This window comes from Mycobacterium sp. OTB74 (assembly GCF_029892685.1).
Lineage (GTDB): Bacteria > Actinomycetota > Actinomycetes > Mycobacteriales > Mycobacteriaceae > Mycobacterium.
In genome coordinates, this window is the sequence record NZ_JARXVD010000022.1 from 17,534 (window position 1) to 38,870 (window position 21,337).

General features: G+C 64.6%; 19 protein-coding genes. 5 read left to right on the plus strand and 14 right to left on the minus strand.

Annotation, left to right across the window (positions count from 1 at the left end; genetic code table 11):
- Window positions 1-1,202: 1,202 nt before the first annotated feature.
- Window positions 1,203-2,063 carry a cyclopropane mycolic acid synthase family methyltransferase gene (locus tag M2432_RS23720; RefSeq protein WP_280829291.1) on the minus strand — a complete coding sequence of 287 codons (861 nt, stop codon included), beginning with the start codon at window positions 2,061-2,063 and terminating at the stop codon, window positions 1,203-1,205.
- Window positions 2,064-2,269: 206 nt separating this feature from the next.
- Here M2432_RS23720 and M2432_RS23725 point away from each other — a divergent pair, with 206 nt between their 5' ends.
- The 3 genes from M2432_RS23725 to M2432_RS23735 are packed head-to-tail and all read left to right on the plus strand — an operon-like array spanning window position 2,270 to window position 6,371.
- On the plus strand, window positions 2,270-2,701 hold the full coding sequence (locus M2432_RS23725; RefSeq protein WP_280829292.1) for an MmpS family transport accessory protein: 432 nt from the start codon (window positions 2,270-2,272) through the stop codon (window positions 2,699-2,701).
- Window positions 2,698-5,547: an MMPL family transporter gene (locus M2432_RS23730; protein ID WP_280829293.1), complete on the plus strand. Its 2,850-nt coding sequence runs from the start codon at window positions 2,698-2,700 to the stop codon at window positions 5,545-5,547. The genes M2432_RS23725 and M2432_RS23730 overlap by 4 nt, the downstream gene beginning before the upstream one ends.
- Entirely contained in the window at window positions 5,544-6,371 is an 828-nt protein-coding gene (locus M2432_RS23735) for a thioesterase family protein (protein ID WP_280829294.1), read from the plus strand. The genes M2432_RS23730 and M2432_RS23735 overlap by 4 nt, the downstream gene beginning before the upstream one ends.
- A 32-nt stretch (window positions 6,372-6,403) precedes the next feature.
- Here the strand turns inward: M2432_RS23735 and M2432_RS23740 are convergent, their stop codons facing one another.
- Both M2432_RS23740 and M2432_RS23745 read right to left on the minus strand, forming a co-directional pair.
- Window positions 6,404-6,829, minus strand: coding sequence for a tautomerase family protein (locus tag M2432_RS23740; protein ID WP_280829295.1), 426 nt, complete (start codon window positions 6,827-6,829; stop codon window positions 6,404-6,406).
- 30 nt (window positions 6,830-6,859) lie between these two features.
- Window positions 6,860-7,561 (minus strand): SDR family oxidoreductase, encoded by a 702-nt coding sequence (locus tag M2432_RS23745; RefSeq protein ID WP_280829296.1) that lies wholly within the window; start codon window positions 7,559-7,561, stop codon window positions 6,860-6,862.
- A 90-nt stretch (window positions 7,562-7,651) separates the two neighbouring features.
- Here M2432_RS23745 and M2432_RS23750 point away from each other — a divergent pair, with 90 nt between their 5' ends.
- A complete protein-coding gene (locus M2432_RS23750; RefSeq protein ID WP_280829297.1) occupies window positions 7,652-8,146 on the plus strand; it encodes a helix-turn-helix domain-containing protein in 495 nt (164 codons plus the stop codon).
- A gap of 29 nt (window positions 8,147-8,175) precedes the next feature.
- On the opposite strand, the gene M2432_RS23755 is transcribed toward M2432_RS23750, so the two are convergent.
- The 6 genes from M2432_RS23755 to yajC all read right to left on the minus strand — a co-directional run bounded on the left by M2432_RS23755 (window position 8,176) and on the right by yajC (window position 16,262).
- Entirely contained in the window at window positions 8,176-10,497 is a 2,322-nt protein-coding gene (locus tag M2432_RS23755; RefSeq protein WP_280829382.1) for a RelA/SpoT family protein, read from the minus strand.
- 56 nt (window positions 10,498-10,553) lie between these two features.
- On the minus strand, window positions 10,554-11,078 hold the full coding sequence (locus M2432_RS23760; protein WP_280829298.1) for an adenine phosphoribosyltransferase: 525 nt from the start codon (window positions 11,076-11,078) through the stop codon (window positions 10,554-10,556).
- The gene (locus M2432_RS23765) at window positions 11,078-12,724 is read right to left on the minus strand and encodes an ABC transporter substrate-binding protein (protein WP_280829299.1); all 1,647 of its coding nucleotides are present in this window, start codon (window positions 12,722-12,724) and stop codon (window positions 11,078-11,080) included. The genes M2432_RS23760 and M2432_RS23765 overlap by 1 nt, the downstream gene beginning before the upstream one ends.
- Window positions 12,725-12,730: 6 nt before the next feature.
- Window positions 12,731-13,996 (minus strand): protein translocase subunit SecF, encoded by a 1,266-nt coding sequence (gene secF, locus M2432_RS23770; protein ID WP_280829300.1) that lies wholly within the window; start codon window positions 13,994-13,996, stop codon window positions 12,731-12,733.
- Between the two features lie 7 nt (window positions 13,997-14,003).
- On the minus strand, window positions 14,004-15,845 hold the full coding sequence (gene secD, locus M2432_RS23775; RefSeq protein ID WP_280829301.1) for a protein translocase subunit SecD: 1,842 nt from the start codon (window positions 15,843-15,845) through the stop codon (window positions 14,004-14,006).
- Between the two features lie 66 nt (window positions 15,846-15,911).
- On the minus strand, window positions 15,912-16,262 hold the full coding sequence (gene yajC, locus M2432_RS23780) for a preprotein translocase subunit YajC (RefSeq protein ID WP_280829302.1): 351 nt from the start codon (window positions 16,260-16,262) through the stop codon (window positions 15,912-15,914).
- Between the two features lie 179 nt (window positions 16,263-16,441).
- Here yajC and gabT point away from each other — a divergent pair, with 179 nt between their 5' ends.
- The gene (gene gabT, locus M2432_RS23785) at window positions 16,442-17,782 is read left to right on the plus strand and encodes a 4-aminobutyrate--2-oxoglutarate transaminase (RefSeq protein WP_280829303.1); all 1,341 of its coding nucleotides are present in this window, start codon (window positions 16,442-16,444) and stop codon (window positions 17,780-17,782) included.
- 17 nt (window positions 17,783-17,799) lie between these two features.
- Here gabT and M2432_RS23790 read toward each other — a convergent pair whose 3' ends face one another.
- From M2432_RS23790 to ruvC, 5 genes are read right to left on the minus strand one after another with little or no spacing between them, the layout of a single operon-like run.
- Window positions 17,800-18,726: a lytic transglycosylase domain-containing protein gene (locus tag M2432_RS23790; RefSeq protein ID WP_280829304.1), complete on the minus strand. Its 927-nt coding sequence runs from the start codon at window positions 18,724-18,726 to the stop codon at window positions 17,800-17,802.
- Window positions 18,726-19,109 carry a DUF1304 domain-containing protein gene (locus M2432_RS23795; RefSeq protein WP_280829305.1) on the minus strand — a complete coding sequence of 128 codons (384 nt, stop codon included), beginning with the start codon at window positions 19,107-19,109 and terminating at the stop codon, window positions 18,726-18,728. Before M2432_RS23795 ends, M2432_RS23790 begins: the two co-directional genes overlap by 1 nt.
- A gap of 4 nt (window positions 19,110-19,113) precedes the next feature.
- Window positions 19,114-20,175, minus strand: coding sequence for a Holliday junction branch migration DNA helicase RuvB (gene ruvB, locus M2432_RS23800; protein ID WP_280829306.1), 1,062 nt, complete (start codon window positions 20,173-20,175; stop codon window positions 19,114-19,116).
- A complete protein-coding gene (gene ruvA / locus M2432_RS23805; protein ID WP_280829307.1) occupies window positions 20,172-20,759 on the minus strand; it encodes a Holliday junction branch migration protein RuvA in 588 nt (195 codons plus the stop codon). Before ruvA ends, ruvB begins: the two co-directional genes overlap by 4 nt.
- Window positions 20,756-21,313, minus strand: coding sequence for a crossover junction endodeoxyribonuclease RuvC (gene ruvC / locus M2432_RS23810; RefSeq protein ID WP_280829308.1), 558 nt, complete (start codon window positions 21,311-21,313; stop codon window positions 20,756-20,758). Before ruvC ends, ruvA begins: the two co-directional genes overlap by 4 nt.
- Window positions 21,314-21,337 lie beyond the last annotated feature (24 nt).

Genomic DNA, 21,337 nt, shown 5'->3' on the forward strand with positions numbered 1-21,337 from the left:
CCACCTGCAGAGCTACTACGGCTTCCAAATCGCGACGCCGATCATCCCAAACTACGTCAACCCGCCGCCCACGGCGTCGCGCTAACGACACTGATTGCGAAATTGCCCCTGTCCCAATGTCATCGAGTAAGTCAGACAGTCTATGCATCCAGCACCGCATATTGAGCCGAGCCAAGGAGTCTGTTCACGCCCAAGCCGGGCGCCGATTTTTGCATTCCAGTTGGCGGATCCGCCAACTTCCGACATCACGGAATGCAATCCTCCACGGAGAAATGCAACCTACAACCCCTGTAGGTTGCAAAACTCCGTGTCATATCACGATGCCCTGACCTCCGCCTTTACGCGATTGCATCGGGTTTGGCGGACGAGTTTTTGCATTCTGGATGGCGAATCCTAGAACGGTACGGTGGTGCATGAACCCACTCGCAGCACAGTGAGCCGGTCGTCGGTACCCAGGAGGGCCCGGCCCGCCATCAAATCGGCTCGCGCCAGTTATGCGGATTCGTGGATGTAGCGATGGAGGTTTAGAACTGATTAAGGGTGATCGTGCTCGCGTGACCCGAATGCTGGACGTCCCCCTTGGTCCACGGTGCAGCGGCGGGGGGAAGTAGCCCTCGTAGAAGTCAACATAGTCATCGCTCGTGGCCTGCAATAGTTGGCCGACTACGTCGGCGAGCTGCACTGCGGCCTGCTCGACCATCGCAACAGTCGCCGTCGCCACGCCGGTAGCAAGTCCGATCATCGTCAACAGCGAATTGAGATTGCTTTTCTGAATGGCGTCAGCGACCGAAGACAGCGTCTTGCCGAAATCGCGTGCGCCTTGCTCGGACGCGGATCCTCGAAGGCAACCCTAGCCCCCCGGTCAAAGTCCAACCCCGAACTGTGTTGCTACGGAACGGATTAGACGACACACCGCCGCAACCATATTTCGTTCATCAGGAAGAGGTTCCCCCGCGCCGGCACCCGCCTCTCCCAGGCCTACCAACGCACCCGATGGACCGACGGCCGGGTGTACACCTGGCTACGAGTGAGCCGCCAAACCGGCCGAGGCGAAGGATCCTCCGGACTCGCATTCGACCAACTCACACCTCAATGGAGCTTCTGAAGCATCCCGGGTTCGATGCACACCTCAATTCGTGTGACCGGTGTGCTTCCTGATCTGGTAGCGAGCGGTGATATCGCCCGAAGCCAGCAGGTCTCCCCTACTTCTGCAGCGTGAACTGATGAACGTTGGTGTGCCCTTCGTTGAAAAGGCGCCCACAGCCGGTCAGGTACTTCAGGTAGCGGTCATAGACCTCTTGCGACTGCGCCGCGATTGCCTCATCTCGGTGCATTTCCAGGCCGGCTGCCCATAGCTCGAGTGTCCGCGGATAGTGCTGTCCGATAGCCTCTTTGTGCGTCAGTGTGAAGCCGGCCCTGGCGGCGTGCTCCTCGACCATCGACACCGTGGGCAGGCGACCGCCCGGGAAGATCTCAGTCGCTATGAATTTGGAGAATCGGACTATCTCCATCGTCAGCCGAACGCCGAGGCGTTTGGCGTCGGCTTGCGTTATCGCGGTTATGGTGTGCAGCAGCATCGTCCCGCCGTCGGGCAGAGCGTTGTAGGCCATGGCGAAGAATGCGTCGTAGCGACTGTGGCCGAAGTGCTCGAACGCGCCGATGGACACGATCCGATCGACCTTCTCGTTGAACTCTTCCCAACCCTGCAACCGGACCTCGACGTTGCGCTCCGTCGCGATCCTGGCGAGTTTGGCCTCGGCATAGGCACGTTGACGCTCGCTGAGAGTCAACCCGATGACGTTGACGTCGTAGTTCTCGATCGCCCGTTGCATGCCGCCGCCCCAACCGCAGCCGATGTCGAGAAGCGTCATACCGGGCTGCAGGTCCAACTTGCCGAGCGCCAGATCGAACTTGGCCTCCTGGCCCTCCTCAAGAGTCATGCCGTCGCGCGGGAAATACGAACACGTATACCCCATCGTGGGGCCAAGAAAGAGTTCAAAAAACTCGTTAGAGATGTCGTAGATCGACTGCAGTTCCTCGTACTTGGGCTCCAACTCCGACACGCTTGACGACCCCGATTCCGTGTGCGCACTGCCTGCCATCCGACCAATGCCCACCATATCGAGCTCGGCGGGCGGTTGCTGGTAACCGCCAGTTATTTTGAGACGGTGAGGGCTCTTGTGTCTCAAGTCCCAGGTGGACGGGTGTGATCGTCACCACCGAACCATAACTATACATGCGTATATATACGACCGTATAGTTACGCGCCATGAAGTGGTTGCTCAAGGCCGCGCAGAAATGCTGGGTGCCGCTGGTCGTCATCGCTGTGGTCACCGCCGGAGGGCTCGTCATCGTGCGCTTTCATGGTGTGTTCGGTGCCCAGCATTCGGCCGAAAGCCGCACGGACAACATCGTTTCCACCATCCCGAAGTACGTCACCTACGAGGTGGACGGACCCGCCGGGACCACCGGGATGATCAGCTACGTCGATGAGCGCTCGCAGCCTCAGCACGAGCGGTTCACATCGCTGCCGTGGTCCAAGACCTTGACCACCACCGTGCCGAGCGTCTTCGCGAACCTGGTGGCCCAGGGCGATAGCGGACAACTGAGCTGCCGGATCACGGTCAACGGCGAATTACGAGATCACCAGGGCGTCGACGGCGCAGCCGCATCCACCTTCTGCCTGGTGAAGGCGGCATGAGCGGCCAGCACGGCAGCCGCGGGGGCTATCCGCGGCTGATTCGCATCCTGTCTGTGCCGATCATCCTGATCTGGCTGGCCGCCACCGCAGCCACCAACCTGCTGGTGCCCAAACTTGAGGTGGTCGGCGCCAACCATGCGGTTTCCCTGTCACCGCAGGACGCACCGTCGGTCAAGGCTATGAAGCACATCGGCACCACGTTCGGCGAATTCGACTCCGACAGCGTGCTGATGATCATCATCGAGTCCGACGGGCCGCTCGGCGACCAAGCGCGCCGCTACTACGCGGACCTGGTTCACCAACTCGACAAAGACACTGCTCACATTCAGCACGTCCAGGACTTCTGGGGCGACCGCATCACCTCGGCAGGCTCCGAGAGCGAAGACCATCAAGCCGCCTACGTCCAGGTGAACCTGCGCGGTGACCAGGGCTCCACCGAGGGCGTCGAATCGGTGGACGCGGTCCGGCACATCGTGGAGAACAGTCACCCGCCTGCCGGGGTCAAACCACATGTCACCGGCCAGGCCGCCCTGGTGGCCGACAACAACGAGGCCGGCGACAAGAGCATGGTCAAGATGACGCTGGTGACGCTGGTTGTCATCGCCTTCATGCTGTTGGTCGTATACCGTTCCATCGCAACGACATTCATCGCTCTGCTGGTGGTACTGACCGAGATGAGCATGGCCCGCGGCTTGGTCGCGGTGCTGGGCAACGCCGAGGCCATCAGCCTGTCCACCTTCGCGGTGAGCGTGTTGACCGCACTGGCGATCGCCGCCGGAACGGACTACTGGATATTCCTGCTCGGCCGGTATCACGAAGCCCGCAATGCCGGCGAGGATCAGGAACCCGCTTACTACTCAACGTTTTCCAGCGTGTATCACGTCATCCTGGGGTCTGGCCTGACCATCGCCGGTGCCATGATGTGCCTGCGCTTCACCCGGCTGAATTACTTCAATACGCTGGCCTACCCCTGTGCCACGGCCATGGCGGTCATCCTGGTGATGGCACTGACCTTCGCCCCCGCGGTCATGGTGGTCAGCACCCGCTTCGGTCTGCTCGATCCCAAGCGCGCCACCAAGACCCGTGGTTGGCGCCGGGTCGGCACCGCGGTGGTTCGGTGGCCGGCGCCCATCCTGGCCGCCGCAACCGCTGCCGCACTGGTCGGTGTGCTGGCCCTGCCCGGCTACCGCACCAGCTACGACAACCGTTTCTACGTACCCTCCGATGTCCCGTCCAACGTCGGATACGCCGCTGCGGAAAAGCATTTCACCTCGGCGCGGATGAACCCCGACATGCTGATGGTCGAGGCCGGCCACGACCTGCGCAACCCACGCGACATGCTGGTACTGGACCGGATAGCCAAATACATCTTCCGAGTTCCTGGTGTCGCCCGGGTGCAGAGCATCACCCGGCCGCTCGGCCCGCCGATGGAACATGGATCAGTCCCGTTCCAGATCAGCGCCCAGGCCGTGTCGATGAACGAGAACCTACAGTTCCTCAAGGCTCGACTCGGCGATGTTCAGACCATGACCAACCACCTCACGTCGATGATCGGCATCATGCGGCACATGCATGATCTGAGCCTGCAGCTGGCCGACGCCACCCACACCGCACAGGGCGCGGCGCAGGACATGTCGGCGACCACCGCCCAATTACGCGACCAGGTAGCCGATTTCGACGATTTCTTTCGGCCGCTGCGGAACTACTTCTACTTTGAGCCGCACTGCTACGACATCCCGATCTGCCACGCCATGCGCTCGGTGTTCGACGCCACCGATGGCTTCGACCGGCTGGCCGACAACACCAAGTCACTGTCCGACGCGATGGACAAGCTCGACTCGGTGACACCGCAGATCGCCGCGCAGCTGCCGCCGATGATCAGTCTGGCGACCGACGTCCGGGACCTGATGCAGACCATGCGCAGCACTTTCGACGGCATGGTCAACCAGATGGAACGCATGACCGACACCGCGGCGGTCATGGGTCAGACCTTCGACGACGCCAAGAACGACGACATGTTCTACCTGCCGCCGGAAGCCTTCGACAGCCCGGACTTCAAGCGCGGCATGCAGCTGATGCTCTCCCCCGACGGCAAAGCTGCCCGCTTCATCGTCACCCATGACACCGATCCCGCGACGCTGGAAGGCATTTCGCACGTCGACGCGGAACTGCAAGCCGCCAAAGAGGCGGTCAAGGGCACCCCGTTGTCCAGTGCGAAGTTCTATCTGGGTGGAACCGCGGCTACGTACAAGGACATTCAGCAGGGCGCGCATTATGACTTACTGATCGCGGCGCTCGCGGCAATCATCTTGATCTTTGTCGTGATGCTGCTGATCACCCGAGCGTTGGTCGCGTCGATCGTGATCGTCGGGACGGTCGTGCTCTCACTTGCCGCTTCCTTCGGTCTGTCGGTCCTGATCTGGCAGTACTTCCTGGGCATCGAGTTGCAGTGGCTGGTGATCGCGATGTCGGTGATCGTGCTGCTGGCCGTCGGATCGGACTACAACCTGCTTGTGGTATCCCGATTCAAGGAGGAGATCGGCGCCGGCTTGCGTACCGGACTGATCCGCGCGACGGGGGCGATCGGAGGGGTGGTCACCGCAGCTGGACTGGTCTTCGCATTCACCATGATCTCGATGATCGCCAGCGATCTGCGGTCGGTCGGGCAGATCGGCACCACGATCGGGCTGGGGCTGCTGTTCGACACCTTCGTGGTGCGGTCGCTGATCACGCCATCGATCGCAGCGTTGCTCGGGCGCTGGTTCTGGTGGCCGTTGAAGGTCCGGACCCGGCCTGCCCGGAGCCAGGAATCGAGCAGCACCACAATGGAACTGGAGATGGTATGACCGCGCGGCCTTTCACCGACCTGACCACGGTCACCAACCTGGGCGACGGCACCTTCACCGCGACCATCGATCCGCTGTGGACCATCGGACCCAAGGTGCACGGCGGTTGCATGATGGCGGTGTGCGCCGCAGCAGCTCAGCAGGCCATCGGTAGCGATACGGAGTCTGCACCAATCGCGTTGAGCGCCAACTACCTCAACGCCCCCGACCCCGGCGACGTGCAACTGTCCACCGCCGTGCGCAAGCGCGGCCGGCAGGTGAGCCTGGTCCAGGTAGAGCTGTCCCAGCACGGGCGCCCCGCCGTCACCTGCTCGGTCACACTTGGGCCGTTCGACTCCAAGCCTCCGCGGCATCAAGCATCCTTGGCGGCAACCGCCATGCCGGCCGAACCGCCAGTCGACGCGGTGCCGGTCACTTCGGACCATCCCCTGGGCCAGGTCGTGCACCTGGCTCAGGCGTGTGATCTGCGGATGGACTCCGCTACCCCGTTCCTGACCGGCGCCGAGGGCGAACCTGTCAACCGGATGTGGTTGCGGCCCTTTGCTTCTGATGAGGACAACCCCGACACGGCAATGCTGTTCGCGCTAATGGCAGGCGATATCACGCCGCCGGTAACGATGAACCGGGGCCACTTCGGCTGGAGTCCGACCGTGCAGCTCACCACCTACCTGCGCCGCCGTCCGGCGCCCGGCTGGCTGCGGGTCATGGCCAGCTCAAACATCGTGGGTGACACCTGGTTCGAGGAGGACCACGTCATCCTCGATGCCAACGGTCAGGTGGTCGTGCAGAGCCGCCAGTTGGCAATGCTGCCGTTGGGGTCCTGACACTCAGTACCCCAACGGCAGCAGTAACGCTGTCAGTACGCAGCGGCCATATTGTCTGCAGCCCAACGCTGTTCGGCCTCCGAGCCCATCGGCGGCGGGATCAAGCCGTTGATCATCCAGAGGTCCTCACTGGTCTCATCGACGTGGAACTCCCAGTGGACGTCGTCGCGGCCTTGCAGGTATGGCAGCAGTATCGAGTTGATCCAGTGGGCGATCCTGTTGCGGCTCTGCTTGTCTGCGGCGTGCCGAGCGATGTGATCAATGACGATGCGCAGCCCGACCGGGGTCGGCTCACCGCCCACATAGAGGTCGTCCGAACGGGTTTCGTTGAAGATCACCACAACGTAGAACCTCGGCAATCCGGCTTGTTCGTAGTGATCGGTGATGCGAGACGCCAAGTCGTGCTTATCCTCTGCGGTGAAGTACCCCGGCGTGTGATGAATGGTCCACAGCGGCATGACAGTTCAGCTCCTTCGATCGAGACCGGATCAGACCGCCAGCGCAAACGTCAGGTTCTCCACCGGGCCCGACAGCACCGCCTTGACGCCTACTGTCACATCGTCTGCCAGCACCTGCACTTCGCCGGCTTCCAGTCCGTCGACGATGCGCTTGGCGATCTCGGCCGCAGTGGTCTTCGGTCCGCCGAGCGCGGCAGCCATGTCCGTGTCGATCAATCCGGCATGCACGCCGACCACCTGGGTGCCCTGTGCGGCCAGCTCGCCGCGCAGCGAGTTGGTCACTGACCAGGCCGCCGCCTTGGAAGCACCGTAGGCACCGCTGCCGGCAACCCAGGACAACACCGAGTGCATGTTCACCAGTGCACCGCCGCCGTTGGCCGCCAGAATCGGCGCAAAGGCCCGAGCGACCCGCAGCGGTCCGAACACGTTGATGTCAAAGGTCGTCTCGATGTCGTCGAAACTCCCTGTCAGCAGCGAATCGGGCAACAAGATGCCGGCATTGTTGAAGACGATCTCAGCGTCCGGAGCGATCTCGGCCAACGCCGAAACCGAAGCCTCCGAACTGACCTCCAGTTGATGGGGCACCACTGCCGCCCGGTCGTCGACGAAGGACGATCGGCCCGTGGAGTACACCTTGCGCGCTCCCCTGGCCAGCAGCTCGTCAACCAGCGCGGCCCCGAGCCCACGACGTCCGCCGGTAACCACTGCCACTTTGCCTGCAACTGCAACCATCTGAACCACTCCCTTGCTGGATAACGATGTCGTTACTAAGATGGAAGCACAGATATCTGAGTAACGCAAGCATTAGCCAAAGGAGGCGAGATGAAGTTTGAAGAAAAGCTCAGCGATCGACAGCAGTGGTCGATCGGCGAAGCGTGTTCGGTGGCCAAGCTGCTCGACCTACTCAGCACCAAGACTGTCTTCCTCGCCGTCCGCGAAAGTTTGTTCGGTACAACCCGATTCGAGGATTTCATCGAGCGGATCGGTACATCGGCGCCGGCCGTGTCGCGAGCCCTCAAGCAACTGGAGGCTGCGCAACTACTGGTCCGGGTGCCGTATCAGGAACCCGGCAAACGCGCCCGCGACGAGTACCGACTGACCGCCGCGGGCGAAGACCTGCTGCCGGTGTACCTGGCCATGAGCCAGTGGGGCGACAAACATCTGCAGAACGGCCAAGGACCGCTGACCTTCGTCGACCGCGAATCCGGGAACAAGGTCAACGTGGTCGTGACCGCTGACGATGAGGCTCAGCCAGTCGACCTGGAGGACATCGAAATCAGGGTGAACAGGGGATTTGGGCGCGTCCCGTCCCGCTGACCAGTACGGAGCGCGCCGAAATCACGGGCCTACGCCGCGGACGTCACCCGGTATACGTCGTAGACGCCCTCGACATTGCGCACCACGTTGAGCACATGGCCCAGGTGCTTCGGGTCGCCCATTTCAAAAGTGAAGCGACTGATGGCGACACGGTCGTTGGACGTATTCACCGACGCCGACAGGATGTTCACCTTCTCGTCCGCCAATACCCGGGTCACGTCGGACAGCAGGCGGTGCCGGTCCAGCGCCTCCACCTGGATGGCCACCAGGAACACCGACGACGGCGACGGCGCCCACTTCACCTCGATGATCCGCTCCGCCTGCTGCTGCAGTGAGGCTGCGTTGGTGCAGTCGGTGCGGTGCACGCTCACTCCACCACCACGGGTGACGAATCCCATGATGTTGTCGCCGGGCACCGGCGTACAGCACTTGGCCAACTTGGTCAGCACCCCGGGCGCACCCGGAACTGCCACGCCCACATCGTCATTCGTGCGGCGCCGCACCGGCATGGTGGCCGGTGTCGACCGCTCGGCGATCTCGTCGGCAGCGTCCTCGTCACCACCGAGGGTGGCCACCAGACGCTGCACGACGTGCCGGGCCGAGACATGTCCCTCGCCGACTGCGGTGTAGAGCGCCGAGACGTCAGCGTAGCGCAGCTCGCGAGCAAGCGCAGCCATAGACTCGGCGTTCATCAAGCGCTGCAACGGCATTCCGCCACGGCGTACCTCGCGGGCGATGGCGTCTTTACCGGATTCGAGCGCCTCCTCACGGCGCTCCTTGGCGAACCACTGCCGGATCTTCGCCTTCGCCCGCGGCGACACCACGAACGTCTGCCAGTCTCGCGACGGACCGGCGTTCTGCGCCTTGGAGGTGAAAACCTCGACCACTTCGCCGTTTTCGAGCTTGCGCTCCAACGCCACCAGACGGCCGTTGACCCGGGCACCGATGCAACGGTGGCCCACCTCGGTGTGCACCGCGTAAGCGAAGTCCACCGGCGTCGATCCAGTCGGCAAAGTGATCACGTCACCCTTCGGGGTGAAGACGAAGATCTCTTGTACCGCAAGGTCGTAACGCAGCGACTCGAGGAACTCGCCAGGGTCGGCGGCCTCCCGCTGCCAGTCCAGCAGTTGGCGCATCCAGGCCATGTCGTCGATCTCGGTGGCCGTGTGAGCTGCCGGTAAACCGTTGCGGCCCTTGGCTTCCTTGTACCGCCAATGCGCAGCGATGCCGTACTCCGCGGTGCGGTGCATGTCCCGGGTACGGATCTGCACCTCCAGCGGTTTGCCCTCCGGGCCTACCACCGTGGTGTGCAACGACTGGTACACCCCGAACCGCGGCTGGGCGATGTAATCCTTGAACCGGCCGGCCATGGGTTGCCATAGCGAGTGAACCACACCGACCGCGGCATAACAGTCCCGGATCTCGTCGCACAGGATTCGCACGCCCACCAGGTCGTGGATATCGTCGAAGTCACGGCCTTTGACGATCATCTTCTGGTAGATCGACCAGTAGTGCTTGGGTCGGCCCTCGACAGTGGCGTTGATCTTCATGCCGGCAAGGGAGTTGGCGATCTCAGCGCGCACCTTGGCCAGGTAGGTATCCCGGGACGGTGCCCGATCAGCCACCAGCCGAACGATCTCCTCGTACTTCTTGGGGTGCAGGATGGCGAAAGACAGATCCTCCAGCTCCCATTTGACCGTGGCCATACCAAGCCGGTGGGCAAGCGGTGCAATGACTTCCAAAGTCTCGCGCGCCTTACGGGCCTGCTTCTCCGGCGGCAGGAAGCGCATGGTGCGCATGTTGTGCAGCCGGTCGGCGACCTTGATCACCAGCACCCGTGGGTCCCGCGCCATCGCGATGATCATTTTGCGGATGGTCTCGGCCTCGGCGGCGCTGCCCAGCACCACCTTGTCCAGCTTGGTGACCCCGTCCACCAGATGGCCGACCTCGGTGCCGAATTCGGCGGTCAGCGCCTCCAGCGTGTAGCCGGTGTCTTCGACGGTGTCGTGCAACAGCGCCGCGATCAGCGTGGTGGTGTCCATCCCGAGCTCGGCCAGGATGTTGGCGACGGCCAACGGATGGGTGATGTACGGATCACCGGATTTGCGCAGCTGGGGGGCGTGCCGCTGCTCGGCGACCTCATACGCCCGCTGCAGCTGCGCCAGGTCGGCCTTCGGGTAGATCTCGCGGTGCACCGCCACCAGCGGTTCGAGCACCGGGTTCACCTGGCTGCGCTGCGCGGTCATCCGACGGGCCAGCCGCGCCCGAACCCGCCGCGAGGCACTGACGGTCGACTTGGCAGAGTCCAGACCCACCGCCACCTCGGGCGGGCCAGGCTGCGTTTGCGTCAACCTATCGTCAGCCAACTGGTCACCACCTTCCATACCGGTTTGTCGAGGATATCCCCTCAGACCACGTACAAGCTGGTGACCGGCAGGGGTTGCAGCACCGCGCGTCCACTGAGGGCGCTCAGTTCCAGGACCACGCCGGCTGCGGTCACCGTCGCGCCGGCGGCCCGCAACAGTTCGGTGGTCGCGGCTACGGTGCCGCCGGTCGCCAACACGTCGTCTATAACCACAACGCGCCGGCCGGTCAGATCGATCCCGTCAGCCGGAATCTCCAGCGTCGCCGAGCCGTACTCCAGGGCATATGTGCGGCTGTACACCGGAGGCGGAAGCTTGCCGCCCTTGCGCACGGCCAGCACCCCGGTGCCCAGCTTGGTGGCCACCGCCGCGCCTAGCAGAAAACCGCGCGCGTCGATCCCGGCGACAATGTCGGCACCTTCGGCCACCTCGGCCAGCGCACCGGTCACCGCCGCCAGACCGCGGGCGTCGGCCAGGAGCGGCGTCAGGTCCTTGAACTGGATGCCGGGCTCGGGAAAGTCCGGTACCTCACGGATCAATTCGTCGAGCAGGGCACTGATGTCGGTCACTATTTGCTCCCCCATCGGTCCATGTTCCAGCCTGCACCCCAGCGCGTGGGATTGGCGCTGACCGCGGCGATGCTCTTGGCGACCAGCAGGGTGCGCTGCTGACGGTACAGTGGCAAGGTAGGCAGATCACCCCAGAGCACCGGCGAACCCTCGCCCAGTAGCCTGGCCTGCTCCTTGGCATCGGCATTCACCGCGAGGGCACCGATGACTCCGTCCACGCGGTCGTTGTTATAGCCGGACAGATTGTTGCCGTTGCCGCTGTGCAAGGCGTAGGCATCCATGCTCGACGAACCGCTCGAACCGCTGCCAGCGGCGCCACCCAGACCGGACAACAACACATCGATCTCATTGGCGCGCAAGCTCTGTGGTCCGACCGTCGGTGAGGCGGCATCCTGCACGGTCACCCCGGCTGCGGTGCATGACTTGGTGATTGCGGCAACGACCGCCGCCAGCCGCGCATCCGGGCCGCGGTAGCCGATACGGACATTCAGCGGCTGACGGTTGATGGCTGCGCGAGCCCCGTCGATGTCCGCGTTGTCGAATTGCGCGCCATCGCCGGGGTTTTCAGCGACGGTCAGGGAATCGTCCGACGCCGGGTTCAACCGCACGTTGCTCACCGGGGCGCCCGCGATACCCGCGACGGCGTCGCGTGGCGTGCACAGCGACACCGCCCGACGCGCCGCCGGGTCCGCCAACGGGCCCTGGGCCGCGAAAATCAACTGCTGGATACCGGCCGACGGGCTGTCGGTGCGGGTGTAGTTGTCCGACACGCTCAGGTCGCCGATAGACCCGGCTGCGACGTCGACCACCTCGACCTTGCCCGACTTGATCCGGCCAGCCAGATCAGCGCTCCGCGGCTCAACAGTGACTTTGACGACGGTCGGCTTCGCTCCCCACCATTTGTCGTTGGCCACCAAGGTGATCGAGCCGTCCTTTGCCACTGAACCCACCTTGTAGGGTCCCGCGGACGGAAACTTCTTCAGGTCCGTGGAGGAGTCCAGATTCCAGGTGGTGTTCCACGCCTGGGCGACCCTGTCGATGGTTGGCCCGTCAACGTCCTGAATTGCTTTGGTCACTCCACCATCGCCCAGCCCGAGAGTGTCGTCGAGCACGTGCGCGGGCATCATCGATGTCGCGGCGAACAGCTGCGCGTAGTCGATGAAGGCACGATCGCGGGCGAAGGTCACTCGTGCCTTCTTCTGTCCGGGCTGGCAGTCGAGCACCCCGACGTCGGCGTAGCCGGCATGGTTGGCCGCGTCGAACGCCGGGAACTGGCCGGACTGGGCGGCCCACGCCAGCACCATGTCGTCACAGGTAACGGGCTTGCCGTCGGAATAGACCGCGTTGTCGTTGATCTTGTAGTCCAGGATCAACGGCGCTCGGCCCACGACCGAAACCGTCCCGAAATCCCGGTCGGCTACCACCTGACCGTCCGGACCGTGGAACCCGAATCCCGTCTGCACTCGCGAAAATGCTTGTGGCGCACCCGAAGCCGCCCCCACCACCGTTGCGGTGTTGTAGGTGGGCAGGGCGCCGTCGACAACGTATTCGACGGCACCATCGGAGCTGCCGCAGGCGGACAAGACCGAACCGGCCACCACGATCACCGCACTGATGAAGGCCGTTGGGCCGAACCGGGCGGGCATCGGGGCCTACCGCTGGCTGTTCCGCTTACCTGATGGCTTGCCGGTCGGCCGGATGGGCTTGGCACCCGGCTCGGGCTTCTCCGGAGCGAGCTTCTCGGGCGCGGTGGACACGTCCACGGTGACCTCGTCACCCGATCCTCCGCGCTGGGCCGCCGACTTGCGGCGGTTCAGCACCCGGCGGGTGTGTGTCTTCACCAGGTCGGTGCGTTCCCGCATGCTGACCAGCAGTGGCGTGGCGAAGAAGATCGAGGAGTAGGTACCGACGATGACACCGACCAGCTGGACCAGGGCGAGGTCCTTGAGCGTCCCCACCCCCAGCAGCCATACCGCGACCACCATCAGCGAGATGATCGGCATCGCCGAGATCAAGCTGGTGTTGATGGACCGCATGAAGGTCTGGTTGACCGCCAGGTTGGCCTGTTCGGCGAAGGTACGCCGGGTGGTGTGTTCGAAGCCGTGGGTGTTCTCCTCGACCTTGTCGAACACGATCACCGTGTCGTACAGCGAGAATCCCAGAATGGTCAGCAGGCCGATGACGGTGGCCGGCGTGACCTCGAAGCCGACCAGTGAATAGATGCCTGCTGTAGTGATGAGGTCGAAGGCCAACGATGCGAGCGCGGCGACCGCCATGTACCGCTCGTAGCGGACCGCGATGTACACCGCGACGATGGCGAGGAACACCCCCAGCGCGATGAGCGCCTTCTGGGTGATCTGCCCACCCCAGGTCTCCGAGACCGCCGAGTCGCTGATGGCCTCCTTCGAGGCCTTGCCGTCCTCACCCTTGGGCTGGAACGCGGCGAACAGGGCGTCGCGCAGCTTCGCGGTGTCGGCCGTGGACAGCGTCTCCGAGCGGATCTGCAGCGTCGCCGCATCGCCGTTGCCGACCTTGACCACCGACTCCGGAGCGTGGCCCAGCGTCTTGCTGAACACGTCCTCGACCTGCTTCGGCGTGGCGTTGCCAGTGGCTCCGGCAACCGGCATGGCGACCTTGGTGCCACCCTCGAAGTCGATACCGAAATTGAATCCGCGGATGCCGATGCTGGCAATCGCGACCAGCACGATCAAAGCGCTGATCAGGTACCACATCCGGCGCTTGCCGATCACCTCGAACGCGCCGGTGCCGGTATAGAGCCGGACGAAGAAACCGTGATGCGGCAGGCTGCCCTCGGACGCCTCGCCGGTCGACGTGGTCACCTCGGCAGCCGCGGTGTCCTCCATAGCAGCCGACTCCGTCACCTCGACGTCGGTGTCATCTGTTGTGTGCCTTGACATATCGCTGTTACCCCCGTCCCGTCGCGCTGGCGGCTGTCCGACGCTCACGGGCTATCTGCTGCACCGCGCCCAGGCCGTTGTAGGCCGGCTTGGCCAGTCGTGCCGACTTGGACGCCAGGTACACCAGCGGCCAGGTCACCAGGAACACCACCACCACGTCGAGGATGGTGGTCAGGCCCAACGTGAATGCAAAGCCCTTAACCTGGCCGATGGCCAGGATGTACAGCACCAACGCGGCCAGGAATGTCACGGCGTTGCCGGACAGGATGGTCTTACGGGCCCGTGCCCAACCGCGTGGCACCGCCGAGCGGAACGTACGTCCCTCGCGGATCTCATCTTTGATGCGTTCGAAGAACACCACGAACGAGTCCGCAGTTGTGCCGATACCGATGATCAGACCTGCGATACCGGCCAGGTCCAGCGTGTAGTTGATATATCTGCCCAGCAACACAAGGATCGCGAAAACCATTGCGCCCGAGGCGATCAGCGACAGCGCGGTGAGCAGTCCGAGCACGCGGTAGTAGAGCAGAGAATAGAGCAACACCAGCACCAGGCCGATGCCACCGGCGATCAGGCCTGCCTTCAGCGAGGTCAAACCGAGAGTCGCCGAGACGGTTTCGGCCTCAGACGACTCGAATGACAGCGGCAGCGAACCGTACTTGAGCACGTTGGCCAGATCCTTGGCCGACTCGGCGTTGAAATGCCCGGTGATCTGGGTGCGTCCACCGGGAATCGCTTCCTGGATGGCCGGCGCGCTGACCACCTGCGAGTCCAGCGTAAAGGCAGTCTGCACACCGATATTGGCAGCGGTGAAGTTGGCCCAGGTGTCAGCGGCCTGGCTCTTGAACTGCACGTCGACGACGTACTCGCCGCGCTGCTGATCCAAACCCGAAGAGGCGTCCTGGATCTGGTCGCCGCTGATGATCGACTTGGACAGCAGATACACCTGCTTGTGGTCCTTGGAGCAGGTCACCAGTGGCAGGTTGGGATCGTCGTTGCCGGCCAGCACGTCCTGCTGCTCACAACGGGTTGCCTGCACCTGCAGTGCCAGCAGCTGGATCTGCGGATTGGTGTTCTGCCGCAGTTCCTTTTCAGCAGCGATCCGCTTGGTCATGTCGGCCTTGCCACCGGCGGGCTGAGCGGGTGCCGGCGCCGGACCGCCGGGCGCGGGAGCGCCGGGAGCCGCCGGGGCTCCGGCGTCAGGTGCCGGATTCGCAGGCGACGCGGGGGTGCCGTTATCGGCCGGAGCAGGCTCCGGGCCGGGCGCCGGCGACGGTGCGGGGTCCTGTGGGTAAGGCCGGGGCTGCGGCGCCGGAGCGGGCGCCGGGGCAGGTGCGGGCGCGGGTGCTTCCTCGGCACCGGGAGGCGGCGCCACGTCGCCTGGGCCTCCGGGCGCGGCGGGAGCGCCTGGGGCAGGAGCCGCAGGAGCACCCGGGGCGGGAGAGGCCGGCTTGGGCGCGGCGGGACGGGCCGGGAAGACCTGGATGACCGGCCGGATGAACAGCCGGGCCGTCTGGCCCAGGTTGCGGGCCTCGCTACCGTCCTGGCCGGGCACCGTGATGATCAGGTTGTCGCCGTCGATCACCACTTCCGAGCCGGAGACGCCCAGACCGTTCACGCGGGAACCGATGATCTCCTGCGCCTGCGTCAACGCCTCATGAGTCGGTTTCGAACCGTCAGGGGTACGCGCAGTTAGCGTCACCCGGGTACCGCCCTGCAGGTCGATGCCCAGCTTGGGCTTGGCGTGCTTGTCGCCGGTCAGAAAGACCAGCAGGTAAGCACCGACCAGAAGCACAAGGAACAGCGACAGATAGCGGTATGGGTGCACCGGCGCCGAAGACGATGCCACGTTTCTAAGGTCTCCTCGAGATCGGTTACGTCAGCCCAGCAAAGGGTACGTGGTGCTACAGGATGGTCAGCTGTCGGTCTTCGGCGCGTCCTCTTCGGTGTACGTGCCGGTTACCTCCGACGGAGCCTGATCTTTGGCCTCGTCGGCGGCCTCGGGTGCCTGCGGCTCGATGCGGTCACGAACTGCCAGCTTCATCCAGGTAGTGACGACGCCGGGGGCGATCTCCAGATCGACGTTGTCGTCGTCGATCCGGGCGATGGTCCCCTGCAGGCCCGAGGTGGTGTGCACCCGGTCCCCGACCTTCAGCGACTCATGCAGGTCGATGGTCGCTTGCATCTGCTTCCGCTGCCGCCGCGAAGCAAAGAACATGAAGCCGCCCATGACGATGAGCAGCGGCAAAAAGACAACCAAATCCACGACGAGAATCTTTCGTTTCTGTTGAGTAGGCAGGCAGACCGGACCAGGCGATCGCGGTGCGCAGTACTGACCAGTGTGCCACTGTCCGCAATTTCGCCGACCGCCACGGTCGCAGGTGGTCCGCCGACTACGCTTGTTCCTGCCCCGACCGTCGTGCCAGCCGTTGCCCAGGAGTAGCCGTGAGCACCATCGAGCAGAGCCGTCACCTCGCCACCGCAATCCCAGGTCCGAAGTCCGTGGCGCTGGCGCAGCGCCGCTCAGCGGCGGTATCCCGGGGCGTCGGGGCCACCATGCCGGTCTATGCCACCCGCGCCGGCGGCGGGATCGTCGAGGACGTCGACGGCAACCGACTGATCGACCTGGGGGCCGGCATCGCCGTCACCACCATCGGCGTCTCGTCCCCCAAGGTCGTCGAGGCCGTCGCCGAGCAGGCCGCCCGTTTCACCCACACCTGCTTCATGGTGACGCCGTACGAGGAATACGTAGCGGTGTGCGAGGCACTCAACCGATTGACCCCCGGCACCGGTGAGAAGCGCTCCGCACTGTTCAATTCGGGATCCGAAGCAGTCGAGAATGCAGTCAAGGTAGCCCGCAGTTACACCCGCAAGCAGGCCGTCGTCGCGTTCGACCACGCCTATCACGGCCGAACCAACCTGACCATGGCGCTGACCGCCAAGTCGATGCCTTACAAGAGCGGGTTCGGGCCGTTCGCGCCGGAGATCTACCGTGCTCCCCTGTCCTACCCGTTCCGCGATGCCGAGTTCGGCAAGGAACTGGCCACCGACGGCGAGCTGGCCGCCCGGCGCGCGCTGACCGTCATCGACAAGCAGATCGGCGCGGACAACCTGGCAGCGATCATCATCGAGCCGATCCAGGGCGAGGGCGGCTTCATCGTCCCGGCCGACGGGTTCCTGCCAACATTGTTGACCTGGTGCCGCAAGAACAATGTGGTGTTCATAGCCGACGAGGTGCAGACCGGCTTCGCCCGCACCGGCAAGATGTTCGCCTGCGAGCACGAAGGCATCGAACCGGACCTGATCGTCACGGCCAAGGGAATCGCCGACGGCCTGCCGCTCTCTGCTGTCACCGGCCGCGCCGAGATCATGGACGCCCCACACGTATCAGGCCTGGGCGGAACCTACGGCGGCAACCCGGTCGCGTGCGCGGCCGCATTGGCCACCATCGACACCATTGAGGCCGACGGTCTGGTGTCGCGTGCCGCGCAGATCGAAACGCTCATGAAGGATCGGCTGGGTCGCCTGCAGGCCGACGACGAGCGCATCGGCGAAGTCCGCGGCCGCGGCGCCATGATCGCCGTGGAGTTGGTCAAGGCCGGAACCACCGAACCCGATCCTGAATTGACCAAGGCGCTGTGCGTCGGCGCCCATCAGGCCGGCGTGATCGTATTGTCTTGTGGCACTTACGGAAACGTGCTGCGGTTCCTGCCGCCGTTGACCATCAGTGACGAGCTGCTGATCGAAGGGCTCGACGTGCTGGAGTTGGTTCTGCGCGACTTGTGATTTTCGGCGCAACGCTCCTATTGCGGGTGGGCAGCCAGGTAGTCGGCCGCAGGCGTCGGACTGGACGCCGAATAACCAACGGGCAGCAGGAGATCGCCAGCGATGGTTTTCACGTACACGTCCCATCGGTAGTACCCGGCGAACGCCGCCGGGTCGGCGGCCAACACCGCGGCGTAGTCGTTGATGGCATCGACATAGGTGGCCGAATGGTTGTAGTGGTGGATGGCGCTATCCCGGTCTGCGGCAAAGCCATTCGCGGCCAGGTAGCGGCCGGCGGCCATGATCGCATCGCGGGGTGCATGAATGTCGCCGCCAGCGCCGTACTGGGCGAAGGTCGCAGGCAGGAACTGCATGGGCCCCTGCGCCCCGTCGGGGCTGTTGCCGTTGATCCGGCCGAAACGCGACTCGACCAGGTTGACCGCGGCCAGATAATTCCAGTCGACGCCTGAAGCCGCTTGCGCGTCGTGGTAGTAGCCCAGTAGTTCGTCAGCCGGGGCCGGTGCCTGAATGGTCCACGGCGGCACCGTATCTCGCGGTGCCGTCATCGAGGAGAGGCCTCGGGCGGCGTCCACATTATGCCGGTAAGCGGCAGCCAAAGCCGGTGGGATGCGCGGCGCGATGATGCCGTCCCAGTCGGGGTGTTTGGCGATGGCACGGTAGGCGGCCTGCTGCCGGTGCGCTGCTGTGGTCAGCGCCGGTTCCGACGTCGACGGATCACGCACCGCCTGTTCGTCGGCGACGAGGTCGTCGGCCACCTGCGCCGGTTCGGCGGCGAGTCGGGGCTGTGCACCTGGGGGCGGCGCCTCCGTGGCTGGCTGCAGCGGTGCTGCCGCCTGCACGGGTGAGGCCTCGGAGGGTGTGGGATCGGAGTCGGCGGTGGATGGGCCGCACCCCACCAGGACGACCGTCATGGCCACCAGAGCGGCACCGATACCGCGCGCCATCACAACGAACCCGCGACCAACAGCGCGATGGCGATCACCGGAAAGACGCCCTGCACTACCGCCGAACGCGCCTTGTCCGGTGAAGACAGCAGCAACACCAGGGCCGCGGCGGCCATGGAACCCACGCCGGCGAAGATCAGTGCCAAGCCGATTCCGTTATGCCCCATGGCCATTGCCGCAATTCCGACGGCGGTCACGATGGCCAGGAACAGGTTGTAGAACCCCTGATTGAAAGCGAGTTCCTTGGTGGCCACTGCCTGCTCCTCGGTGGTGCCGAAAGTCGCCCTAGTTCGCGGTGAGGTCCAGGTGAGCGACTCCATCACAAAAATGTAGACGTGCAGCAGCGCGGCCAAGCCAGCGACGATCAACCCTGCGGTCAGCATGGTGCTATTCAAACAGGCCGGCTTGCCCCAGTCCGTTGATCGGCGGTTGCAATCCCAGATGGGTCCACGCCTGGGGGGTCGCCACCCGACCTCGCGGCGTGCGGGCGATCATCCCGGCCCTCACCAGGAACGGCTCGCACACTTCCTCGACGGTGGTGGCTTCCTCTCCCACGGCTACCGCCAGTGTCGAGACCCCGACCGGCCCACCGCCGAAACTCTTTGTCAGAGCGGTCAATACAGCCCGGTCGAGCCGGTCCAGACCGAGCTCGTCGACGTCATAAACCTCCAACGCGGCCTTGGCCACGTCCTTGGTGATGACCCCGTCGGCGCGCACCTCGGCGTAGTCGCGAACCCGGCGCAGCAGCCGGTTGGCGATCCGTGGCGTACCGCGGGACCGGCGGGCCACCTCAGCCCCGGCTTCAGCGCCCAGCTCGATACCCAGAATGCCTGCCGAGCGGGCCAGCACCCGCTCCAGCTCGGACGGTTCATAGAAGTCCATGTGTGCGGTGAAGCCGAACCGGTCGCGTAGTGGGCCGGTCAGTGCACCTGATCGGGTGGTCGCACCGACCAGGGTGAAAGGTGCCACTTCTAGTGGGATCGACGTCGCTCCAGGGCCTTTGCCGACGACGACATCGACCCGGAAGTCCTCCATGGCCAGATACAACATCTCTTCCGCAGGCCGGGCGATGCGGTGGATCTCGTCGATGAACAGCACGTCACCTTCGACGAGGTTGCTCAGCATGGCGGCCAGGTCGCCGGCGCGCTCCAGTGCCGGCCCGGAGGTGACGCGCAGCGACGAGCCCAGCTCGGCCGCGATGATCATGGCCAGCGATGTCTTCCCCAGACCAGGCGGCCCGGATAGCAAGATGTGGTCGGGGGTGCCGCCACGATTCTTGGCGCCTTCGAGGACTAGTTGCAGCTGCTCGCGCACCCGGGGCTGGCCGATGAATTCGCGCAGCGACTTGGGACGCAGGCTGGCATCCACATCGCCCTCGCCGACCGTCAGCGCCGGTGTGACCTCCCGATCTTCGGGCGCCTCATCCTCGAAATCCTCAAAGCGGCTCATTTCTTACCCAGCATCGACAGGGCCGCGCGCAGTGCCGTGGCGGTGTTGGCTTCCGGGTCGTTGGCCAGCACCTTGTCAGTGGCTTCCTCGGCCTGTTTGGCCGCAAAGCCAAGGCCGACAAGGGCTTCCACGACAGGTCCACGCACCGAGTGCCCACCGGACACCGCCAATCCCCCACCGGCCGGCGCGCCGATCTTGTCGCGCAATTCCAGCACCATGCGCTCGGCGCCCCGCTTACCGATGCCCGGCACCCGGGTCAACGCGGTGACATCACTGTCAGCCAGCGCCTGCCGCAACGTCGGTGGGTCATATACGGCCAGCGTCGCCAGCGCGATCTTTGGGCCTACGCCCGACACCCCGAGCAGCGTGGTGAACAGGTCGCGGGCGTCGGAGTCGGCGAAGCCGTAGAGCGTCTGGGAGTCTTCGCGCACGATCATCGCGGTGATCAGCCGCGACTCTGTGCCGCGCCGCAGCGTCGACAGGGTCGCCGGGGTGGCCATGACCTTGTAGCCGACACCGGCGGCCTCGATGACGGCGTGATCGAGGGCGATGTCGATGACCTCGCCGCGCACCGATGCGATCATGCGCGTGCCGCCTTCAGTTTCGCCGCGTACTGCCGTTGAAACTCGGCGGCCTTGGCCTCGGCTTCGGCCATCCGCGCGAGCATGGGCGCGCGCCAGCAGTGACAGATGGCCAGGGCGAGGGCGTCGGCGGCATCCGCGGGCGTCGGCTTCTGTTGCAGCCCAAGGATTTTGGTGACCATGGTGGTGACCTGGGCCTTGTCCGCCCGGCCGTTGCCGGTGACCGCGGCTTTGACCTCCGATGGCGTATGGAAATGCACATCGATACTCCGGCGGGCCGCCGCCAGCGCGATGACGCCACCCGCTTGCGCGGTGCCCATAGCGGTATTGGCGTTCTGGTTGGCAAAAACCCGCTCGATGGCGATGACGTCGGGCCGATGGGTGTCCATCCAGTGCTCAACGGTGTCGCTGATGGTCAGCAACCGCCGGTGCAGTTGCTCGTCGGACGGGGTGCGCACCACATCGACGTCGAGCGCAATGACGTGGCGACCACGGCCGCTTTCTATCACCGACAGCCCGCAGCGCGTCAGCCCAGGGTCGACGCCCATCACCCGCACGCGCGCTCCTCCACTAGTCCCGAA